This is a genomic window from Bradyrhizobium sp. IC3123 (genome assembly GCF_020193625.1).
Taxonomy (GTDB): domain Bacteria; phylum Pseudomonadota; class Alphaproteobacteria; order Rhizobiales; family Xanthobacteraceae; genus Bradyrhizobium; species Bradyrhizobium yuanmingense.
In genome coordinates this window covers 1-381 of the sequence record NZ_JADYVF010000077.1, presented here as the reverse complement: position 1 = coordinate 381, position 381 = coordinate 1, and the positions used below count along the sequence as shown (strand labels likewise).

The 381-nt window shown below is 63.3% G+C and carries 1 protein-coding gene; it reads left to right on the top strand.

Annotated elements, in window-relative coordinates; translation table 11 throughout:
• Positions 1–164 precede the first annotated feature (164 nt).
• On the top strand, positions 165–381 hold a 217-nt coding region (locus tag I6F20_RS37705), incomplete at its 3' end, for a hypothetical protein (RefSeq protein WP_225131625.1).

Genomic DNA, 381 nt, shown 5'->3' with positions numbered 1-381 from the left:
ACTTAGACGTGACTGTTCGAAAGCCTCGTAGCATACATGACCCCCACTCCTGTCGATAGCCCGCGCCGTTTGTCGCCGGGGGCGGTTCAGCCGAACGGGAACGCTAAGCTTGCCCTATGGGCCGTCGATGGCTGGCTGCCCAGTGGTACCTTCAGAGGTGTTCGATGGCTGAGCTGCAACGCGCGAGTGTGACGGGAGGTGGGCTGTACGAGAGGCTGCTGCAGCGTCTCGCCCTGGCTCTGGATGAAGCGGATACGGCCGAGCGCCTGCGTGACGAGCATCCCACGGAGCTTGAGTTGCGTGGTTTGAGCGAAGCGGAGATGGGGCTGATACGCGCCTATCTCGACCAGGACCTGCACTGGTTGCGCGGCTGGCATGCGG